The following is a 15,809-nucleotide window of genomic DNA, read 5'->3' on the forward strand; positions in this document are numbered from 1 at the left end:
GTAAGGGGTGAAATTATGAGAAGTGAAACTAATGCATTAGAGCTTGCATTACACTTATATAAGCTTGGCGAACTAATAAAGGATATGGATGATAAAATAAATAATGAAAAAGATGAAGAGCTTAAAAGAATATATATAAATGAAAGAGAAGACATGTATAGCAATCAGATAGAGATAATTCATAAGCTTAGGTCTTTAGATATATAGTCGATAGATTTTAGTATAAAAAATTAAAATACAAAAATTAACTAGAATAAATTAAATTCCACAGTATTAAATAATATTTTATACTGTGGAATTTTTATTTATCTAATTATATAAGGTATTGTTAGTACGGTTGAGGTTCCTTTGCCATATACACTAAATATTTCGAGACCAAAGGTTTCCCCATAATTAAGTTTTAATCGGCGATTTATATTTCTTAATGCAATACTGTTGAATTTATTATTTTTATCATTAATATAATCATTTAAATCTTTTAACTTTTCATCATCAATACCTACACCATTATCAGATATTGTTATAAGTAAATTATCATCTATATGATGTCCTTGAATTATTATTTTTCCATTACTATCACATTCGTTTAGCCCATGGTAAATCGCGTTTTCAATTAGCGGTTGAATTATCATCTTTATTATTTCACAATTTAATAGTTCCTCTGGAATAATATTTTCTATTGTAAAAAGTTGATCAAATCTTATTTTTTGTAAGTAAATATAATTATCTATTATTTTCATTTCTTGTTTTAATTTTACTGTATTAATTTTTCTATTCATACTATATCTTATAATTGAACCGAAGTATTCTGCCATTGTTGATGTTTCTAAATCATCATTAATTTCAGCCATCATATGAATTGATTCTAAAGTATTATATATAAAATGAGGATTAATTTGATTTTGAAGCTGGCGAAGTTCGAGTTCTTTCTGTTCTATTTGATTTTTATAATTAATATTTATTAAACTATTAATACGACCTTTCATATTATTATATGAATTAACGAGTTTCCCAATCTCATCATCTTTATCATATTGAAAATTTTTCTTTAGATTTTTTTCTATAGAGTTAGATGACATATTATTAATAAGGTATTGTATTGGATTAAAGATTCTTTTAGTAAAGAATAGATACAATATAATTGATGAAATTAAAAAAAATAGAATATTAGTAATGAAAAAAATAATATATAAATCATCTAATTTAAAGGCATCCTTCTTCGGTATTTTATTAATTACGACCCAATTTGGAGTATTAATGGGGTTAGAGCAAATGACATAAGGTACATCCTCATATATATAATCTATTGAAGGCTCAGAACTATTAAAATTCACTTTGTCAAAATAATTAGATTTTATTTCTCCTTCATTTGTAGATAAAATTAAATCTCCTGTGGAGTTATAAATTGATATAGTTTCATTATTAAATGGTAAATCATATTTTAAAATATTATTAAATTCTTCTGCTGATAAAGTAACTAAAAGCATTCCTGTAATTTGGTTTGTATTAATATCTATTACCTTTCTTGTAAGTAGTATAAGATTTTCACCCTCTGAGGAGTCTATATCAAAAATATTACTTGAATTAATATTGGCAAAAATTGATGTAGCAGAAGAAGAAATTAAACTTTCTTGAAACCAACTTTCATTAAGTGGATTTATAAGTTTATAATGCGAACTATTCCTGCTTGCAAAGGAACCTCTACCTTTCAAATCGTAAATATAAGCTCCACTTATAGAGTTATTTTGAATTAGCATCATTTCACAAATATATTTTAAATAGTTATAATTTGTTATTTTAAAAGTCTCATTATCTCTCAGTATCTGATGTAATGTATTTATTTCTGGTATCAATAAAGGATATTTAGAAACATCAGATATATTATTAATTTTTTCTTCTATTTGATTACTAAAGCTAATACTAAAGTTCTTTATTAATTTTTCTGTTTTATTAGATTCATATTTTGAATAAGAATATAAATTAAATGTAGTAAAAAGTAAGAAAATTAAATAAAGACCTGTAAAAATAATTAAAGTTAATTTTTTTATAGATAAATTTTTATAAGAAAACATAATTTTCACTCAATCCCCTAAATAAGTATATATTTTATTTTATTAAAGTATAATTCTTCTAAAATGTAAACATTTAATATATAATAAATATATAATGAACTTAAAAAATATTCAACAGTAGGTGTAAAGTATGAAAATATTAATAGTAGACGATGATAAGATTATAAGATTGGGACTAAAAAAAATTATTAATAGGCTTTTTCCTCAGTATGAAGTTATAGCAGAATTTCAAAATGGATTAGTAGCATTTGAGTATTTAAAAAACAATAAAGTAGATTTAGTTATAACAGATATAAAAATGCCTATAATGACTGGTAGTGAACTAATAGAGAAATCAGTAAAAGAAATGGAAGATTCACCTATATTTATTGTGCTAAGTGGATATGATGAATTTACTTATGTAAGAGATACTATGAAATCTGGAGCATTTAATTATTTGTTAAAGCCTATTAAGCAAGATGAACTAAAAAAAGTAATTTGTGAAGCAGAGATTAAAATTAAGGAAGATAAAAAGCAAGATAATATCCTTAGTAAGTCAATTGAGATATTAAAAAAAGATTTTTTTAGACATATATTGTTTTCTAACGCTGAATCAAATTATAAAACCGATAAATCGTTTCTAGAAGATATACAACTTAATGAAAATTATATGTACAAGCTTATTTTAGTTGAAAAGGGAAAAAATGAAAAAGAATTAATAAAAGAATATATAAGAAATATTATTAGTAGATATCGCAATGTGGAATATATATATTTTAACTTTGAAGTAAATTCGTATATAGTATTTTATTTTGATATGAGTAATACAACTTGTGATAAGGAAATAAGTAACTATATGGAAGATAAGTCAAGCATGTTTATAGAAAATAATATTAATGTCTACATAATGGAGCAGACAAATGAATTGTATAAATTAAAAGAACAATCATTAAAATTTAGAAAAATTAAAAGTACAATATATGATGAAACTAAGGCGAAAAAATACTTCTTAAAAGTATCAGATGAAAAGAAGGTTATGGAAGAAAAAAGTAATATTAATACAAATTTAACGGTTATAAAACTTGCTAAGCAATATATAATAAATAATTTTAATAAGAACATATCCCTTAAAGAAGTAGCTGATGAGGTGTTCTTAAGTCAAAATTACTTGTCCGAACTATTTAAAAAAGAAGTTGGAGAAGGATTTTATGACTTTTTAACAGAGTATAGAATAAAAGTAGCAAAGGAACTATTAATTACAACAAATTTAAAGGTTTATGAAATAGCAACAAAAGTAGGATATAATGATCCAATAACTTTTGGACGAGCTTTTAAAAAAGTAACAGGATATACTCCAAATAGTTTTAGAAATAATTAGAATTCATTATTTTATGAAAGAGGTTGGGTTAATGAGAAATAAAAAAATAAAGATTTCTATCACAGTATTTATAGCTATTATGGTTACATTTGTTGGCGTTAAAATTATTAAAGAAAATAAAATTAAAGAAAGCATTATAAATAATAGTGATAAAGAATTAGAAGGAGAAATAACTTTTGTTAGTAATAGAACTGACAAAAAAGAAGAACTTAAAACTTTAATATCAGAGTTTGAAGAAAAATATCCAAAGGTTATAGTAAACTTGGAATTAATAGGAGATGCAGAAGAAATTCTTCAAAGAAGGGCTATAGTTCAAGAACTTCCTGATGTAACTTTAATACCTAGTGCAATAAAGGCAAGTGAATATGAACAATATTTTTTAGCTTTAGATGACTTAGGGTTTACAGAAGATAATATATATAATTATAGTACAGGTATTGGGCTTGATGGAAGACTGTACAACTTAAACACATCGATTTCTTGGAATGGAATTATATATAATAAAAAAGTATTTGAAGAAGCAAATATAAATAAAATTCCTAAGACTCAAGAGGAATTCTTTAATTTATGTAAAATACTAAAAGAAAAAGGAGTAACTCCAATTATACTAAATTATAAACAAGCCTGGACTATGAATACATGGCTTGATATAGCCCCTTATTTATTGGACGATAACCTTGAAAGAAATATAATTATTAATAATAAAAACATTTTAAGCGATGATAGTGGAGTTTTTAAAGCTTTAAACTTTGTAAGAAATGTATATCAAAATAATTATTCTGAAGATAATTTATTGGGTTATGAGTGGGAACAAAGTAAAATGGATATTAAAAATGGAAAAGTAGCTATGATATTTTGGAATTCAGATTTTAAATATCAACTAGAAGATATAGGAATGAATATAGAAGATATAGGAATGTTTCCATTACCAGATAGTAAATACATAAAAGTTTACGGAGATTATAAAATTGGGGTTTCTAAAAATACAAAATATCCAGAAATATCAAAAGTATTTTTAAAATTTTTATTTGAAGAAGATCATTATGCAAATGCAGTAAATATATCATCTCCTTTGAAAGCAAATTCAAAGAATGAGGATTTAATAAAAGTGTTGGAATCATATAATATTCCAATAGATATACATGGAGAAACTATAAGAAATCAGACTATAGAAGATTTGGAGATTCATGAACAATATGATACTTTGAGAAGGTTATCGGAATTAGATTATTCTTTTGTACAAGATTATATTATAAGTGATGATATAGAAAATTTAAGAAATCAAATGAATATTAAATGGAATGAGCTAAAAGAGAAAACAAATAATCTTTAGAATTTCTTTTCTTTGTTTTTTAAGATGGACATATATATTTTTTTAGTTAGTTAAAAGTAAAGTAGGTAATAACTATATTTATATATGCCCATTCTATATTATAAAAATAGGAAGTATGTAATAATAAATAAATTAAATATAATAATTGATTTAGTTATTCAATAACTTCCTCATTTCCTTCGCCATTTCCTTCACCACTCTCTTCAGAGTTAGCTATTTCTGTAAAAGCCTCAAGTCTTAATGCATTTACAAAAGTACTTAATAGATATGAATTAGCTAGCTTTACATAAGGAGATACGTTAATAGTTTCTTCCATATGAGTGTTTCTTAAATTTCTAGAATAAACTCTTTTGGTAGCTACTACCCATAAGAAAATATAGCCTAATAATACAAGTTGTTGTCCCTGTAGTGTAATTCCAGCAGAAGCTACATCAGTATTATTATTGTTTAATAAATCATGTATATCAACATTTGCAGCATAAGCAAAAAAAGCATATCCTATTGAAATAAATGTTGCACCTGTTCGTTCGAGCTCGGCAAGGTTTATATCCAAATTTCTTATAAATTCTTCAATATCATCAAATGAATCGTCATTACTCATATAAAATAAATACCTCCAGTAAGAGTTCTAATTATTATATGATATTATATAAGGATTTGAGTCAGATTTATTATATATAATAGAACTATATGCATTTAGATAATATGTGGTTAGTTAAAAAAACATTTGAATATGAAATGAAAAATAGAAATTTTGAATTAGATAAATTAAATAAAAAACAAAGAGGATTACTCTAATTCAGTAATCCTCTTTGTTTTTTAAATTGTAGTCGTTATAGGAACATATACTCGTTTAGCAAGTTCTTCATCAAGCATATATAAAGCAGCAGGGTTTCCATCTGATCTTCTTACTTTCTTTAAAAATGAGTTGAAATTATTTTCTTCTTCAACTTGTTCATCTATAAACCATTTTAATAAGCTAATGGTAGCATGCTCTTTTTCCTCAAGAGCAATATCAGCTAGTTTATAAATTTTATTAGTAACTAATTGTTCATGTTCATATCCTTTTTCGAATAAGTCAATTATATTATTATAATTTGAAGAAGGTTGAGGAATTTCTTGTAGCTTTACAACACCATTTTTTTGAAATATATAATCATATAATTTCATGGCATGAGCTAACTCTTCTTGAGCTTGAACTCTAAAGAAATTTGCAAAACCACTTAGATCTATTGATTCTGCATAAGCTGCCATAGCTAAATACGTATAAGATGAATAAAGCTCAAAGTTAACTTGTTCATTAAGGTTATTTAAAAGATTTTCGCTTAGCATATGTAATCTCCTTTGTATTAAAATATAGGATTCATTAATTAATTTATAAATATATTAATTTTAAAATTTAAATTATTAAAATTTAAAAGTTATTATAAAAAATGATACTTTAAAATTGTAATTAAACCTTTTGACTATATAATTAGTAAAATATATATGATTAGTATCTGTAATTTTGTAGTATAATATTTAAAAAGTTTTATTTATATTTGGATAATATTTTTTAGACCAAATTTCAAGCTCTTTTATAATTTTAGTAATTTATTTTCCTTTTTCAGTTAAATAATATTCAACTTTAGGAGGCATTTCATCATATGTTATCTTGATAACTAATTCATCTACCTCAAGCTCTTTCAAATTTTCAGTTAATACTTTATGACTTATTTCCTGTATAAATCTTTGAAGTTCCAAAAATCTCTTGGGTTCATCATAAAGATGACATAAAATAAGATATTTCCATTTACCTCTTATAAAATCCATTACAAAGTCTAGTAAGCATATATATTTTTTATTATTGTAATTTATCATAATATGTTAACTTTCAAGAACATTTTATATTATATAAGAAAAAGTTGTTTAGTGCAATAAATGTAAAGGAGAGAAATGTTGTATAAAAATAGGAATAAGTTTGAAAAATAAAAAACTGTACAAATTTGTATAGTTTTTTATTTTTATAACATATAAGTATAAGAAAAGTGTTACTATAGTTAATAAATAAAATTGTTCATAGGAAGGAGAGGATAATATGAAGAAGCCTATTATTGGAGTTACGGCACTTTTTGATGATGAAAAAAATAGCATTTGGATGTTACCGTCATATTTAGATGCAATTACAGATGCAGGAGGAATACCTGTTATATTGCCGATTATAGATAATGAAGAAGATATAAAAATTTTGGTGAATAAATTTGATGGATTTTTACTAGCTGGTGGGCAAGATATAAATCCTGAAATATATAATGAAAATAAATCTACTCATTGTGGAGATGTAAATATTGCTAGAGATACAATGGAAAAAGCTTTGCTAAATGAAATATTAAGTGTAGATAAACCTATACTTGCAATATGCAGGGGATTTCAACTGTTAAATTCGTATTTAGGTGGCTCTTTATATCAAGATATAAAAATAGATAGAAATAATAATAAAGATAGTGTTCATAGGCAAGAAAAGCCTTATAATAAACCAACTCATAAGGTGATTATTAAAAAACATTCTCTATTATTTGATATTATGAAAAAAGAAGAAATAATGGTAAATAGTATGCATCATCAGGCTATAAAGAAGGTTTCCCCTAAGGTGAGTGATGCTGCAATAAGTGAAGATGGAGTCATAGAAAGCATTTATATGAAGGATAGGAGATTTGTATTAGGGATACAATGGCATCCTGAACATTTATATAAAGATTATCCAGAACAATTTAATATATTTAAAGAATTTATAAGTAGGTGTTATTAAATATATTAAAGTACCAAAAAAATACTTTTAATAACTTAAAATGGAAATTAAATACTATTAATGGAAAATATAAACATTATGGAAAAATGCTAGAAAAATAAGAAAAGAATAAGAAAGGTGAGTTAAACTTAAGCAATAAAGAACTACACTTTTTACTTAAATTAATAAAGAGAGTAAAATATGAGTATTACTAGTAATAATTAATTCATGAAGTTTGCAAGCTATATCAAATATAACTAAGGAGTTGTACTTTGTGGAAGTAAATAGTGTTAATCTGAGTCGAGAGGTGTATATATCAGATGCAGAGAAGATATGTAACTGGCTTAGTGATGATGAAATAACAAGTTATTTAAATGAGGATAATAATGTGAAAAGAAATTTAATTAACGTTATAAATAGAGTAAATATGCCTATATTAACTCATCTTTTTAATAATAATTGTAGATTTTTTATTATAAAAAATGTATATGGTGCAATAGGATTCTTACGTTTAGTTCCAAAAGGTGAGTTTGTAGAGATAGTTATTGCAGTAGGTGAAAAGGATTTATGGGGAAAGGGAATAGGACATAATGCTGTACTAGAAGCTTTAAAAGTAGCTTTTTTTGAAATGAGAGCTGATTATGTTGTAGCTAAAATTAAAAAAATTAATAAGAGATCACAAAATCTATTTAAAGGTGTAGGGTTTAAGCAAGCTAAAGAACTTGAAAGAGAAATTGAATATCATATCAGTATGAAATCTTTCATTAAATCTGCTGCCTAAAATTATTTAAGAGATTGCTTTCTCTAATTTTATAATAAACTAGATAGTCTTAAAAAAATAATATATAGTTATTAATTCTGCTAAAAAAGTATTGATTCTTGTTAATCAGTACTTTTTTATTTTGTATAATTTATACAAAATAAATATTATGATTTATATTAAAATTAGAAGGTAAAAATCCGTAAGAAATATTTTAAGTCTTATGATAAATTATTAATGGAGGTAGATATATGAATAAGGAGGAAAAATGGAAAGCTATCATAGAAAATGATTCAAGATATGATGGGGAATTTTTTTATGGAGTTAAAACAACAAAAATATTTTGTCGTCCATCCTGTAAATCTAAAAATCCAGTTAAAGAAAATGTGAAATTTTTTTCTACTACTGAAAGTGCACTTAAAAGTGGATTTAGGCCTTGTAAAAGATGTCGACCTGATTTAATAGAGTATAATCCCATTACTAATATTGCTAATAGTATGAAGGAGATTTATGATAAATATTATTTTGATGAAGAGCTTATCAAAATTAAAATAAGCAATCTTCATATAGCTAAAAGTCATTTAATAAGAGTATTCAATAAAACTTTTAGCCTAACACCTAAAGCATATATTTCTAAAATTAGAATTAATAAAGCTAAGGAACTTTTGAAAGCTAGTGACAAATCAATTACTGAAATTTCTTATGATTGTGGATATAAAAGTTTATCAACTTTTTATGATAATTTTAAGAAAGTTGAAGGGATGAGTCCTATGAGTTATCGTATAAAATAATTAAGAATCTGCTTATAAAATAGATGTGAAGGAGTTATATGAAAAGTATTTTTTATTATGATACAATAATTGGAGAAATTGGAATAGCTGATAATGGAAAGGGTATTACCAATATTTATATAAAGAATAAATTAAAGATTGAAAAAGATATAGAAATAAGAGAAACTAAATTAATTAAAGAAGCAGCAAATCAACTTAATGAATATTTTTCAGGAGAGCGAATAAATTTTAGTATTTCATTAGATCCAGAAGGAACAGAATTTCAGCATAAAGTATGGAATGAGTTAATTAAGATACCTTATGGAGAAACAAGAACATATAAGGAAATAGCAGAAAAAATAGGAAACTCTAAAGCTGCTCGTGCTATTGGAATGGCAAATAATAAAAATCCAATATTAATGATGATACCATGTCATAGAGTTGTAGGTAAAAATAAAAGTTTAGTTGGATATGCTGGAGGTCTAGAAATGAAAGAAAGGCTACTAGAAATAGAGAACCAAAGTTCTTTGCATTAGCTTAGCAATAAATTAATAGTTAATAGATAAGGGGGGAGAATTTTGGCCTTTAATGTTGATGAAAATATAGCCTTAAAAATAAGGGAAGAACTTATAAATTTGTCAGAAGAAGATTACAGGGAGTTTTCTTCGAAGCTTTTACCAGGAATTAATAATATACTTGGAGTTAGATTACCAGCATTAAGAAAAATTGCAAAAAGTATTGCTAAGGAAAATTGGGGAAATTACTTGAATAATGCAAGTGATTATTACTTTGAAGAAGTAATGCTACAAGGTATGGTAATTGGATATATTAATAATGCTGATATAGATGAAATTATAAATCTTATTAGAAAATATGTACCAAAGATCAATAATTGGTCAGTTTGTGATAGCTTTTGTAATGGACTAAAAACTACTAAGAAAAATAAAGAAAAAATGTGGAAGTTTATAGAAGAGTATCTTTCATCAAGTTATGAATTTGAAGTAAGGTTTGCAGTAGTAATGTTATTAAATTTTTATGTTGAAGAAGACTATGTTGAGCTTGTTTTAAGTAATTTAGATAAAATAAAGCATGATGGATATTATGTTAAAATGGCCGTTGCTTGGGCAATTTCTATTTGCTATGTAAAGTTTAGTGAAACAACTTTGAGTTATCTAAAAGAAAATAACTTAGACTATTTTACATATAATAAATCATTACAAAAAATCTGTGAATCTCTAAAGGTTTCTAAAGAAGAGAAGAATATCATTCGAGGTATGAAAGTTAAATTAAATAATAATTGAAGATATTAGACGATTTATAAAGAAGTTATTAAATCGTCTAATATCATGTTACCGCCAAGTCTATAATCATAGTTAGAAGTACTATTTATTGATTTCATAAAACTCCAAGTTGCATTCCAAAGTTTAACTACAAAGAGATAACCTTCTAATTTTTTTTTTAAATCTTTTGAAGAGTAACCAAAATAACTTTTAATCAATTCATTTTTCATATCGTCATTTAAAAACCAAGATAAAGTAGCTAGGTCAAAAAAGATATCTCCCATTGCAGTAAATTCAAAATCAATAAGATAGATAGAGTCCTTATTATATAAAATGTTAGAGATATTTAAATCATTATGACATAATCCATAATGAAATTCTTTAGTTAATTTATCTTCTAATGAGGTTAAATTTTCTACTAATAGATTTATATCATGATTAAAATCAAAGCTTGACTCAATTAAAAAATTAATATTTTTATTAATAACCTCAAAAGGATTAAAGTAATTAGTACATTTTAAACTATGTAGTTTTTTTAATGTGGAAATTAAGCCATTAATGAAAAGTGGTGAGTTATAAAATTCTAGATTAATTTTAGTAGATTCTTTAAATTCACTTAATAAGACTCCAGTATCTTTATTATGATAAAGTATATTAGGAGAAATATTAAAAGGCTTAATTATATCTAAAATTTCATTTTCATTATAAAAATTATTCGTGTTATCTTTACTTGGAATTCGTAAAACATATTTTGAGTTCTGTAATGTTATTAAATAATTTGAATTATTTAGTCCTCCAAGCTTAGTGAGTGAAATATTTTCTTGTAACTTATTCATAAAATCTCCTACTATATATTGTTGTTTATACATTATATCAGATATAATATAAAAAGTGTTTAAGGTTATAATAATACATAATAGAGGAATGTATAAAAATGCTATTTAAATTTGAATTCTTAATTATGCAATGCTCTATTGTATATTAATTATAAAATTAATAAGCATTATAATTTTATTTTAATTTTAAATAAGCAATTTAATACAAAAAGTAGGAGACAAATATGAAAAATTATAAATTTGAAGTAGAGATAAAAAAGCATGAAGGAAAAGATGCAACTTATATAGAAGTTCCTCTAGATGTTGAAAAAGAATTTGGAGCCAAGAGAGTAAAGGTTAAAGTGAAATTTGATGGTGTGGATTATAGAGGATCAATAGTGAAAATGGGTTTACCTTGTTATATGATAGGAATAACAAAAGAAATAAGAAATAAGATAGGTAAAAATTATGGAGATATTGTAAATGTAGAATTACAAAAAGACGAAGAAGAAAGAACTATAGAGTTACCAGAAGAGTTTAAGGAAAAGCTTATAGTAAATAATGATGCATATAAATTTTACGAAAGCTTACCTTATTCACAACAAAGAAAGTATTTTCAATGGATAATTTCAGCTAAAAAGGAAGAAACAAAAGTGAAAAGAATGGAAGAGGCACTAGAGAAATTAGCAAACAAAATAAAAATATAATCCCTTAAAGTGTAATACAGTATAAGAAAATTATATATGGTGGAAAATCTATCGAAATACTGTATAATAAATTGTAATTAATGGAGGGATTTATAATGGATTTATCTAAGTTTATTGAAAATAAAGGGCTTACTGAAATTGAAATAAAAGTTTTAAACTATATAGTTGATAATATAGACGAAGTAAATAAGCTAGGCGTTAGGGGAATTGCAAAAAATAATTATACCTCAACATCAACAATAATGAGACTTTCTAAGAAACTTGGTTACTCTGGTTTTTTAGAAATGCAATATAACTTAGCATCATTAAAGGGGAATGAGATAGGAGAAAATTTAAATGAAAGAGATTTTGTTGATAGCTTAGATATGGATAGTCTTTTAAAAGAAAATTCTAGTGATGCTATTAATAAGTTTGTAGATATTTTATTTAATGATGATAGTAAATTTATTTTTATATATGCGAATGGATTTTCAGGAATTGTGGCAGAATATATTAATAAGAAACTTTTAGTTATGGGAAAAAGATGCATATTATCCAATGGTACAGATTCGATAGGAGTATTTGAAAATAACTTAGATTATATAAGTTCCATTATAGTTATTTCAAAATCAGGAGAAACTCCAATGGTTTTAAATAAGGTAAAAACAGCAAAGGAACATGGAATTAATGTTATAGCATTTACAAATGAAAGAGAAAATAGTATAAGTAAACTTGCAGATGTAAGTTTTAAAATTGATGACGCAAATAAGCTGGATGACAGAAATCTAATGCCGAATACTTTCTTTCCAAAGGTATTAGTTTTAGTTGAATTGTTAATATATGAATATTATAAACGAAAAAATAGTAATTCTAAGTAACGTGTTATCTAATTGGGTAACACGTTTTTTTGAGGGGAAAATCTATATACAGATAATAAGACACTCATTATAATGAAAAATGTAAATGATTTCTGAAAAAGTAATAAATGGAGGTAAAAAAATGAAAGAAAAGATAATGAATAAACTACAGGACTTTTCTAAAGGAATGTTCGTACCAGTTTTAATATTACCCATAGCAGGTATAATAATAGCAATAGGTAATATTTTAACAAATGCAAAGTTAGCAGAGTACTTACCATTTTTAAAGAATGATGTTGTGTACGGGCTTGGAAAAATGTTATCAGGTTCTTTAGTTTCAATATTAACTAATTTAGGTATTATATTTTGTGTAGGTTTAGCAGTAGGACTTGCGAAAAAGAAAAAAGCAGAAGCGGGTTTTACATCATTATTAGTGTTTTTAGTATTTATAAATGCAATGAATATATTTTTAACATTAACTGAAAAATTAGCACCAGCAGATGCATTAAGAGGAAGTGGACAAACAACTGTATTAGGTGTTCAAATACTGGATATGGGAGTTTTTCTAGGAATTATATTAGGAATAGTTGTTGCATATATCCATAATAAATTCTGTGAAAAAGAATTTGATGGAGCATTCCAAATATATGGTGGATCAAGATTAGTATTTATTATATTAATACCAGTAACAGTTGGTTTAGCAATAGTATTCAGCTATATATGGCCACCAGTGCAAAATGTTATTAATAACCTTGGTGAGTTTATACAAGGTTCAGGAAACTTTGGTATATTCACATATGGAACTTTAGAAAGATTATTAATTCCAACAGGGCTACATCACTTAGTTTATACTCCATTTTTATATAGCTCATTAGGTGGAGTTGCTGAAATCGGTGGACAAGTATTTGAAGGAGCTAGAAACATATACTTTGCAGAAATGGCTGATCCAACTATAGCTAAGCTTTCAGCATCAGTAATTTGGGATGCTAGAGGACTTTCAAAGATGTTTGGTCTAATAGGTGCATGTTTAGCTATGTACCACACAGCATTACCAAAGAACAAAACTAAGATAAAGGCAATATTAATTCCAGCAGCTGTTACATCAATTTTAGCAGGAGTTACAGAACCAATAGAATTTTCATTCATGTTTGTAGCACCAGTATTATTCGTAATTCATGCAGTATTAAGCGGATTAGGAATGGTTGTATTAAACGTTTTAGGAGTTACAGCAATAGGACCAAATGGATTAATAGACTTCTTATTATATAATATTCCACTTGGAATAGAAAAAACTGGCTGGCCAATGTATATATTAGTTGGTTTAGGACAATTTGTAGTTTATTATGTAGTATTCAGATTTGTAATAGCTAAATTTAAGCTAAAAACTCCAGGTAGAGAAGAAGATGGAGATACAAAGCTTTATACAAAGAGTGATTATAAAGAAAAAAATTCAACTAAGGATAATTCAGCAACTGCTATTGGAAGCAAGGATGCTGACAATGCAGGATTAGCACCTATAATAGTAGAAGGTCTTGGTGGAGCAGATAATATAGTAAAGGTTGATAACTGTTTTACAAGATTAAGATTAATAGTAAAAGATTCATCACTAGTTAATGAAGCGTTATTAAAAAATGAAACAGCTGCTAATGGAGTTGTGATAAAAGGTGAAAATGTTCAAGTAATTTATGGTTTAAGAGTTACTGGAGTAAGAAAAAGTGTAGATGAATATCTTGGAATAGAAGCAAATTAAACTATATTTAAGTGTAGGAGTGACTAATTTTAGCCACTCCTATTTCTGATAAAGTTTTAAATTTATTTTATATTAGAAACAAACCAATATATTAGTTTCAATTTTTTACTTTACTAAAATAAACCTATGGATTGTTTAATATAATATTAGTATTAATTATTAAAGTTAATTGATTGAAACATATAGATAGGAGATAGAAATGAAAGTACAAGTTGCTATTGATAGAGTAGAACTAGATAAAGCAATAGCGTTAGTTGAAAAATTTAATGGAGTAGCCGATATAATTGAAATTGGAACATCTTTAATAAAAGACTATGGTCTATTAAATTTAAAAAATTTGCATTTAAAAGCAACTAATTCATTAATATTAGGAGATATAAAGACTAATGATGAAGGCACTTATGAGTTTACTATGGGATATAATCAAGGATTTGATATTTTAACTGTAATGGGAAGTTCTTCTTTAGAAACACTACAAAAGTGTTATGATGTTTCAAAAGAATATAATAAGAAAATGATGATTGATTTACTTGAATGTTCATATGAAAAAATAAAAGAAATATCAAGGTTTGATGAAGCTATTTATTGTTTACATACATCTGTAGATAAAAGTAATTCAAATAATATTATATATGAATTAAGAGAGTTTAAATTAAAGTTTCCGTTGATAAAAAATATTGCCATAGCTGGAGGGATAAATTTAGAGGCTATTAAAAAGCTTAAAAATGAAGATATAAACATAGTAGTTATAGGTTCATCAATAACAGCAGCAAAAGATCCTATGGAAGTTTTAAATAAAATTAAGGAGGAACTTTTATGAAGTTAATAGATCAAATATTAAAAGAAGTAAATGATGTAGTATCAAATGTTAATGAAAAAGAAGTATATGAAGTTGTAAATATTATTGATAAAAGCAATTCGATTTTTGTTGATGGCGAAGGAAGAAGTGGCTTTCAGGCAAAAGGTTTTGCTATGAGGCTAATGCACATAGGATATAAATCATATGTTATGGGGGAAACTATTACCCCTGCATTAAAAAAGAATGATATTTATATAGCTATATCTGGTTCTGGCACTACAAAGAATACTTTAAGTAATGCAAGAGCAGCAAAAGATTTAGGGTTAAAAGTTGTTGCAGTTACAAGTAAGAGAAATTCTTCTTTAGGTGAAATAGCAGATATTGTTTTGGTGGTACCTGGAAAGGTTAAGGGTGACGGTGAAGGAGAATCAATACAATTATTAAGTTCTTTATTTGATCAAGCTGTTCATATAGTTTTAGATTGGATATGTCTTTTAATAAGTAAGAGAGATAATTTTTCAAATAAAGAAGCTTTAAATAAGCATGTTAATGTAGAGTAGTAA

17 protein-coding genes and 1 pseudogene are annotated in these 15,809 nt (G+C 25.4%); 13 read left to right on the top strand and 5 right to left on the bottom strand.

Annotation, left to right across the window (positions count from 1 at the left end):
- The first annotated feature begins 15 nt into the window (after positions 1-15).
- On the top strand, positions 16-207 hold the full coding sequence (locus J2Z25_RS12380; protein ID WP_142691075.1) for a hypothetical protein: 192 nt from the start codon (positions 16-18) through the stop codon (positions 205-207).
- Between the two features lie 98 nt (positions 208-305).
- Here J2Z25_RS12380 and J2Z25_RS12385 read toward each other — a convergent pair whose 3' ends face one another.
- A complete protein-coding gene (locus J2Z25_RS12385; protein ID WP_209740904.1) occupies positions 306-2,072 on the bottom strand; it encodes a sensor histidine kinase in 1,767 nt (588 codons plus the stop codon).
- Between the two features lie 130 nt (positions 2,073-2,202).
- Between J2Z25_RS12385 and J2Z25_RS12390 the strand changes: the two genes are divergently transcribed.
- Entirely contained in the window at positions 2,203-3,429 is a 1,227-nt protein-coding gene (locus J2Z25_RS12390; RefSeq protein ID WP_209740823.1) for a response regulator transcription factor, read from the top strand.
- A gap of 31 nt (positions 3,430-3,460) precedes the next feature.
- Positions 3,461-4,762 carry an ABC transporter substrate-binding protein gene (locus J2Z25_RS12395; RefSeq protein WP_209740824.1) on the top strand — a complete coding sequence of 434 codons (1,302 nt, stop codon included), beginning with the start codon at positions 3,461-3,463 and terminating at the stop codon, positions 4,760-4,762.
- Positions 4,763-4,916: 154 nt separating this feature from the next.
- Here the strand turns inward: J2Z25_RS12395 and J2Z25_RS12400 are convergent, their stop codons facing one another.
- The 3 genes and pseudogenes from J2Z25_RS12400 to J2Z25_RS12410 all read right to left on the bottom strand — a co-directional run bounded on the left by J2Z25_RS12400 (position 4,917) and on the right by J2Z25_RS12410 (position 6,622).
- A complete protein-coding gene (locus J2Z25_RS12400) occupies positions 4,917-5,363 on the bottom strand; it encodes a hypothetical protein (RefSeq protein ID WP_209740825.1) in 447 nt (148 codons plus the stop codon).
- Between the two features lie 218 nt (positions 5,364-5,581).
- Positions 5,582-6,094 (bottom strand): ferritin, encoded by a 513-nt coding sequence (locus J2Z25_RS12405; RefSeq protein WP_209740826.1) that lies wholly within the window; start codon positions 6,092-6,094, stop codon positions 5,582-5,584.
- A 189-nt stretch (positions 6,095-6,283) separates the two neighbouring features.
- Positions 6,284-6,622, bottom strand: a pseudogene (locus tag J2Z25_RS12410) (winged helix-turn-helix transcriptional regulator).
- A gap of 217 nt (positions 6,623-6,839) precedes the next feature.
- On the opposite strand from J2Z25_RS12410, the gene J2Z25_RS12415 reads away from it, so the two are divergent.
- From J2Z25_RS12415 to J2Z25_RS12435, 5 genes are all read left to right on the top strand, one after another.
- Positions 6,840-7,550: a gamma-glutamyl-gamma-aminobutyrate hydrolase family protein gene (locus J2Z25_RS12415; protein WP_209740827.1), complete on the top strand. Its 711-nt coding sequence runs from the start codon at positions 6,840-6,842 to the stop codon at positions 7,548-7,550.
- A 253-nt stretch (positions 7,551-7,803) separates the two neighbouring features.
- Positions 7,804-8,310 carry a GNAT family N-acetyltransferase gene (locus J2Z25_RS12420; RefSeq protein ID WP_097033244.1) on the top strand — a complete coding sequence of 169 codons (507 nt, stop codon included), beginning with the start codon at positions 7,804-7,806 and terminating at the stop codon, positions 8,308-8,310.
- Between the two features lie 230 nt (positions 8,311-8,540).
- Positions 8,541-9,080 carry a bifunctional transcriptional activator/DNA repair enzyme AdaA gene (locus J2Z25_RS12425; RefSeq protein ID WP_142418432.1) on the top strand — a complete coding sequence of 180 codons (540 nt, stop codon included), beginning with the start codon at positions 8,541-8,543 and terminating at the stop codon, positions 9,078-9,080.
- A gap of 38 nt (positions 9,081-9,118) precedes the next feature.
- The gene (locus tag J2Z25_RS12430) at positions 9,119-9,595 is read left to right on the top strand and encodes a methylated-DNA--[protein]-cysteine S-methyltransferase (protein ID WP_209740828.1); all 477 of its coding nucleotides are present in this window, start codon (positions 9,119-9,121) and stop codon (positions 9,593-9,595) included.
- Positions 9,596-9,637: 42 nt separating this feature from the next.
- Positions 9,638-10,360, top strand: coding sequence for a DNA alkylation repair protein (locus J2Z25_RS12435; RefSeq protein ID WP_245173332.1), 723 nt, complete (start codon positions 9,638-9,640; stop codon positions 10,358-10,360).
- Positions 10,361-10,374: 14 nt separating this feature from the next.
- Here the strand turns inward: J2Z25_RS12435 and J2Z25_RS12440 are convergent, their stop codons facing one another.
- On the bottom strand, positions 10,375-11,175 hold the full coding sequence (locus tag J2Z25_RS12440; protein WP_209740829.1) for a choline kinase family protein: 801 nt from the start codon (positions 11,173-11,175) through the stop codon (positions 10,375-10,377).
- 224 nt (positions 11,176-11,399) lie between these two features.
- Between J2Z25_RS12440 and J2Z25_RS12445 the strand changes: the two genes are divergently transcribed.
- From J2Z25_RS12445 to hxlB, 5 genes are all read left to right on the top strand, one after another.
- Positions 11,400-11,861, top strand: coding sequence for a YdeI/OmpD-associated family protein (locus tag J2Z25_RS12445; protein ID WP_209740830.1), 462 nt, complete (start codon positions 11,400-11,402; stop codon positions 11,859-11,861).
- A gap of 95 nt (positions 11,862-11,956) precedes the next feature.
- Entirely contained in the window at positions 11,957-12,718 is a 762-nt protein-coding gene (locus tag J2Z25_RS12450; RefSeq protein ID WP_209740831.1) for a MurR/RpiR family transcriptional regulator, read from the top strand.
- Between the two features lie 121 nt (positions 12,719-12,839).
- A complete protein-coding gene (locus J2Z25_RS12455; protein WP_209740832.1) occupies positions 12,840-14,447 on the top strand; it encodes a PTS transporter subunit EIIC in 1,608 nt (535 codons plus the stop codon).
- 199 nt (positions 14,448-14,646) lie between these two features.
- A complete protein-coding gene (locus J2Z25_RS12460) occupies positions 14,647-15,267 on the top strand; it encodes an orotidine 5'-phosphate decarboxylase / HUMPS family protein (RefSeq protein WP_209740833.1) in 621 nt (206 codons plus the stop codon).
- Positions 15,264-15,806 (top strand): 6-phospho-3-hexuloisomerase, encoded by a 543-nt coding sequence (gene hxlB / locus J2Z25_RS12465; protein WP_209740834.1) that lies wholly within the window; start codon positions 15,264-15,266, stop codon positions 15,804-15,806. Before J2Z25_RS12460 ends, hxlB begins: the two co-directional genes overlap by 4 nt.
- Positions 15,807-15,809: the final 3 nt, after the last annotated feature.

This window comes from Clostridium tertium (assembly GCF_017873245.1).
GTDB classification, from domain to species: domain Bacteria; phylum Bacillota; class Clostridia; order Clostridiales; family Clostridiaceae; genus Clostridium; species Clostridium tertium.

What these genes read in the sequence shown, in the direction of transcription:
- J2Z25_RS12430 (WP_209740828.1), top strand. Translation starts at nt 9,119, where the DNA reads ATGAAAAGTATTTTTTATTATGATACAATAATTGGAGAAATTGGAATA.
- J2Z25_RS12385 (WP_209740904.1), bottom strand. Translation starts at nt 2,072, where the DNA reads ATGTTTTCTTATAAAAATTTATCTATAAAAAAATTAACTTTAATTATT.
- J2Z25_RS12460 (WP_209740833.1), top strand. Translation starts at nt 14,647, where the DNA reads ATGAAAGTACAAGTTGCTATTGATAGAGTAGAACTAGATAAAGCAATA.
- J2Z25_RS12455 (WP_209740832.1), top strand. Translation starts at nt 12,840, where the DNA reads ATGAAAGAAAAGATAATGAATAAACTACAGGACTTTTCTAAAGGAATG.
- J2Z25_RS12440 (WP_209740829.1), bottom strand. Translation starts at nt 11,175, where the DNA reads ATGAATAAGTTACAAGAAAATATTTCACTCACTAAGCTTGGAGGACTA.
- J2Z25_RS12400 (WP_209740825.1), bottom strand. Translation starts at nt 5,363, where the DNA reads ATGAGTAATGACGATTCATTTGATGATATTGAAGAATTTATAAGAAAT.
- J2Z25_RS12415 (WP_209740827.1), top strand. Translation starts at nt 6,840, where the DNA reads ATGAAGAAGCCTATTATTGGAGTTACGGCACTTTTTGATGATGAAAAA.
- J2Z25_RS12445 (WP_209740830.1), top strand. Translation starts at nt 11,400, where the DNA reads ATGAAAAATTATAAATTTGAAGTAGAGATAAAAAAGCATGAAGGAAAA.
- J2Z25_RS12380 (WP_142691075.1), top strand. Translation starts at nt 16, where the DNA reads ATGAGAAGTGAAACTAATGCATTAGAGCTTGCATTACACTTATATAAG.
- J2Z25_RS12405 (WP_209740826.1), bottom strand. Translation starts at nt 6,094, where the DNA reads ATGCTAAGCGAAAATCTTTTAAATAACCTTAATGAACAAGTTAACTTT.
- J2Z25_RS12395 (WP_209740824.1), top strand. Translation starts at nt 3,461, where the DNA reads ATGAGAAATAAAAAAATAAAGATTTCTATCACAGTATTTATAGCTATT.
- hxlB (WP_209740834.1), top strand. Translation starts at nt 15,264, where the DNA reads ATGAAGTTAATAGATCAAATATTAAAAGAAGTAAATGATGTAGTATCA.
- J2Z25_RS12390 (WP_209740823.1), top strand. Translation starts at nt 2,203, where the DNA reads ATGAAAATATTAATAGTAGACGATGATAAGATTATAAGATTGGGACTA.
- J2Z25_RS12450 (WP_209740831.1), top strand. Translation starts at nt 11,957, where the DNA reads ATGGATTTATCTAAGTTTATTGAAAATAAAGGGCTTACTGAAATTGAA.
- J2Z25_RS12425 (WP_142418432.1), top strand. Translation starts at nt 8,541, where the DNA reads ATGAATAAGGAGGAAAAATGGAAAGCTATCATAGAAAATGATTCAAGA.